Source organism: Paenarthrobacter sp. 2TAF44 (genome assembly GCF_052114885.1).
Lineage (GTDB): Bacteria > Actinomycetota > Actinomycetes > Actinomycetales > Micrococcaceae > Arthrobacter.
The window spans coordinates 1-3952 of the sequence record NZ_JBFRFP010000050.1 but is presented as its reverse complement, the minus strand read 5'-3'; the positions used below and the strand labels follow the sequence as shown (position 1 = coordinate 3952).

Below are 3952 nucleotides of genomic sequence, written 5' to 3'. Positions count from 1 at the left end.
AAACAACTCCGGCCCCTGCGCTCAGCGACCATCGCCATCAACGGCACCAAACAGAGATTCGCTCCCGACATTTCCACCGAAGAGCAAGCCATCCTCGACGCGATCCACGGTCCAAAAGTCACGCACTAAGGAAATGAGCCAAGTCAGGTTAAATGGGGGAAGCCCCGGCCGTGGTGGTCGGGGCTTGCCTGGTTCTGGTTTGGTGATCGTGCCGTTAATGTGGGAGACCCCCCGACCCGTGTGGGTTGGGGGGTCTCGACCTAATGATTGTCCGGCGGTGTCCTACTCTCCCACACCCTCCCGGGTGCAGTACCATCGGCGCTGTGGGTCTTAGCTTCCGGGTTCGGAATGGGACCGGGCGTTTCCCCCACGCTATGACCGCCGTAACCTTGTTACCCGWWCCCCTGTGCCGGTTTGGTTCCGGTTTGGGGGTGGGATTGTGTGTGGTGTAAGTTGTTGGCCTATTAGTACCGGTCAGCTTCACGAGTCTTTAGTCCTCGCTTCCACATCCGGCCTATCAACCCAGTGGTCTGGCTGGGGGCCTCTCACACAAATTGTGTATGGAAATCTCATCTTGAAGCGAGCTTCCCGCTTAGATGCTTTCAGCGGTTATCCCATCCGAACGTAGCTAATCAGCGATGCACTTGGCAGTACAACTGACACACCAGAGGTTCGTCCGTCCCGGTCCTCTCGTACTAAGGACAGCCCTTCTCAAATTTCCTGCGCGCGCAGCGGATAGGGACCGAACTGTCTCACGACGTTCTAAACCCAGCTCGCGTACCGCTTTAATGGGCGAACAGCCCAACCCTTGGGACCTACTCCAGCCCCAGGATGCGACGAGCCGACATCGAGGTGCCAAACCATGCCGTCGATATGGACTCTTGGGCAAGATCAGCCTGTTATCCCCGAGGTACCTTTTATCCGTTGAGCGACGGCCATTCCACAATGTACCGCCGGATCACTAGTCCCGACTTTCGTCCCTGCTTGAGATGTCTCTCTCACAGTCAAGCTCCCTTGTGCACTTACACTCGACACCTGATTGCCAACCAGGCTGAGGGAACCTTTGGGCGCCTCCGTTACTTTTTAGGAGGCAACCGCCCCAGTTAAACTACCCATCAGGCACTGTCCCTGACCCGGATCACGGGCCGAAGTTAGATGTCCAAAGTGACCAGAGTGGTATTTCAACGATGACTCCACCCGAACTGGCGTCCGGGCTTCAACGTCTCCCACCTATCCTACACAAGCCACTCCGAACACCAATACCAAACTATAGTAAAGGTCTCGGGGTCTTTCCGTCCTGCTGCGCGTAACGAGCATCTTTACTCGTACTGCAATTTCGCCGAGTTTATGGTTGAGACAGCGGGGAAGTCGTTACTCCATTCGTGCAGGTCGGAACTTACCCGACAAGGAATTTCGCTACCTTAGGATGGTTATAGTTACCACCGCCGTTTACTGGGGCTTAAATTCTCAGCTTCGCCCACAAGGGGCTAACCGGTCCTCTTAACCTTCCAGCACCGGGCAGGAGTCAGTCCGTATACATCGTCTTGCGACTTCGCACGGACCTGTGTTTTTAGTAAACAGTCGCTTCCCCCTGGTCTCTGCGGCCCACACCCGCTCCACAGAGCAAGTCTGTATCACGGGGCAGGCCCCCCTTCTCCCGAAGTTACGGGGGCATTTTGCCGAGTTCCTTAACCATAATTCTCTCGATCGCCTTGGTATTCTCTACCTGATCACCTGTGTCGGTTTGGGGTACGGGCGGCTAAAACCTCGCGTCGATGCTTTTCTAGGCAGCATAGGATCACCGGATCCCCCCATACGGGGGTCCCATCAGATCTCAGGATCGTGCTCGAAACACACAGGAACGGATTTGCCTATCCCTGACCCTACATCCTTGGACCGGGGCAACCATCGCCCGGCCCGGCTACCTTCCTGCGTCACACCTGTTAATACGCTTACCTCCCGGGATCAGATCCCGCGCTCGGCCAAAACCCACACACCACAAGGGTGATAGGGCAGGCTCCGGGCGGTTAGTATCCCCCGCTTGGCATGGGCGGTTTTTCGCCGGTACGGGAATATCAACCCGTTGTCCATCGACTACGCCTGTCGGCCTCGCCTTAGGTCCCGACTTACCCAGGGCAGATTAGCTTGACCCTGGAACCCTTGATCATTCGGCGGACGGGTTTCTCACCCGTCTTTCGCTACTCATGCCTGCATTCTCACTCGTGTAGGCTCCACCGCTGGTTTCCACCGCGACTTCACTGCCCACACGACGCTCCCCTACCACTCCACACCCCTGAACCACGAAGGCTAGGGCAMTGTGTGAAATCCACAACTTCGGCGGTGTACTTGAGCCCCGCTACATTGTCGGCGCGGAATCACTTGACCAGTGAGCTATTACGCACTCTTTCAAGGATGGCTGCTTCTAAGCCAACCTCCTGGTTGTCTTCGCAACTCCACATCCTTTCCCACTTAGCACACGCTTAGGGGCCTTAGTTGGTGGTCTGGGCTGTTTCCCTCTCGACTATGAAGCTTATCCCCCACAGTCTCACTGCTGCGCTCTCACTTACCGGCATTCGGAGTTTGGCTGACGTCAGTAACCTTGTAGGGCCCATCGGCCATCCAGTAGCTCTACCTCCGGCAAGAAACACGCAACGCTGCACCTAAATGCATTTCGGGGAGAACCAGCTATCACGGAGTTTGATTGGCCTTTCACCCCTACCCACAGCTCATCCCCTCCATTTTCAACTGAAGTGGGTTCGGTCCTCCACGACGTCTTACCGTCGCTTCAACCTGGCCATGGGTAGATCACTCCGCTTCGGGTCTAGATCACGCCACTACACTCGCCCTGTTCAGACTCGCTTTCGCTACGGCTACCCCACACGGGTTAACCTCGCGACGTAACACTAACTCGCAGGCTCATTCTTCAAAAGGCACGCCGTCACCAGAATCAGACTGGCTCCGACGGATTGTAAGCACACGGTTTCAGGTACTGTTTCACTCCCCTCCCGGGGTACTTTTCACCTTTCCCTCACGGTACTGGTCCGCTATCGGTCATTAGGAAGTATTTAGGCTTATCAGGTGGTCCTGACAGATTCGCACGGGATTTCTCGGGCCCCGTGCTACTTGGGATCCTCTCCAGGCGGTACACAACATTACGGTTACGGGGCTCACACCCTCTCTGGCCGGCCTTTCAAGACCGTTCACCTATGCCTGCACTACACACCCCACCAGTCCGGCAGAACCAGTACGGAAAGTCCCACAACCCCGCCCATGCAACGCCCGCCGGCTATCACACATGGAAACGGTTTAGCCTGATCCGCGTTCGCTCGCCACTACTAACGGAATCACTCTTGTTTTCTCTTCCTGCGGGTACTGAGATGTTTCACTTCCCCGCGTTCCCCCCACGCACCCTATGTGTTCAGATGCGGGTCACACAATCACCTTTAACAGCGTTGTGCGGGGTTTCCCCATTCGGACATCCTGGGATCAACGCTCGGTTATCAACTCCCCCAGGCTTATCGCAGATTCCTACGTCCTTCTTCGGCTCCTAATGCCAAGGCATCCACCGTGTGCCCTTAAAAACTTGACCACACAAAGATCAAAAACTTACTCGAGAGAACCATGACCACAAGGGCCAGGTTCATTCATAAGAAATTGCTGTAAGAACACACACAAGTGTGTGTTCTAGATGCTCGCGTCCACTATGTAGTTCTCAAACAACAACCCCATCAACCACACCCCACCCACCACAACCCACACACCCACAAAAACGCGGGRGCAGGGCTGATAACAGTGACCGGGACGCCGGAAGCAGGAACAAAAGAAACACCAGAAGATGCCCCCATGCATTGCTGCAAAAAGGTCCTGTTGCCTCAGGACCCAACAGTGCGCCAAACACAACCCCAYACCAGCCACGCCCCGGCAGCGTTCCACACAACACCACACCCCCAAA

General features: G+C 55.8%; 2 rRNA genes. Both read right to left on the bottom strand.

Annotated features, from left to right (window positions below):
* Positions 1-269: 269 nt before the first annotated feature.
* A 5S ribosomal RNA gene (gene rrf / locus AB4Z15_RS24865) occupies positions 270-386 on the bottom strand.
* A gap of 57 nt (positions 387-443) precedes the next feature.
* Positions 444-3589: ribosomal RNA gene (locus AB4Z15_RS24860) — 23S ribosomal RNA — on the bottom strand.
* Positions 3590-3952 lie beyond the last annotated feature (363 nt).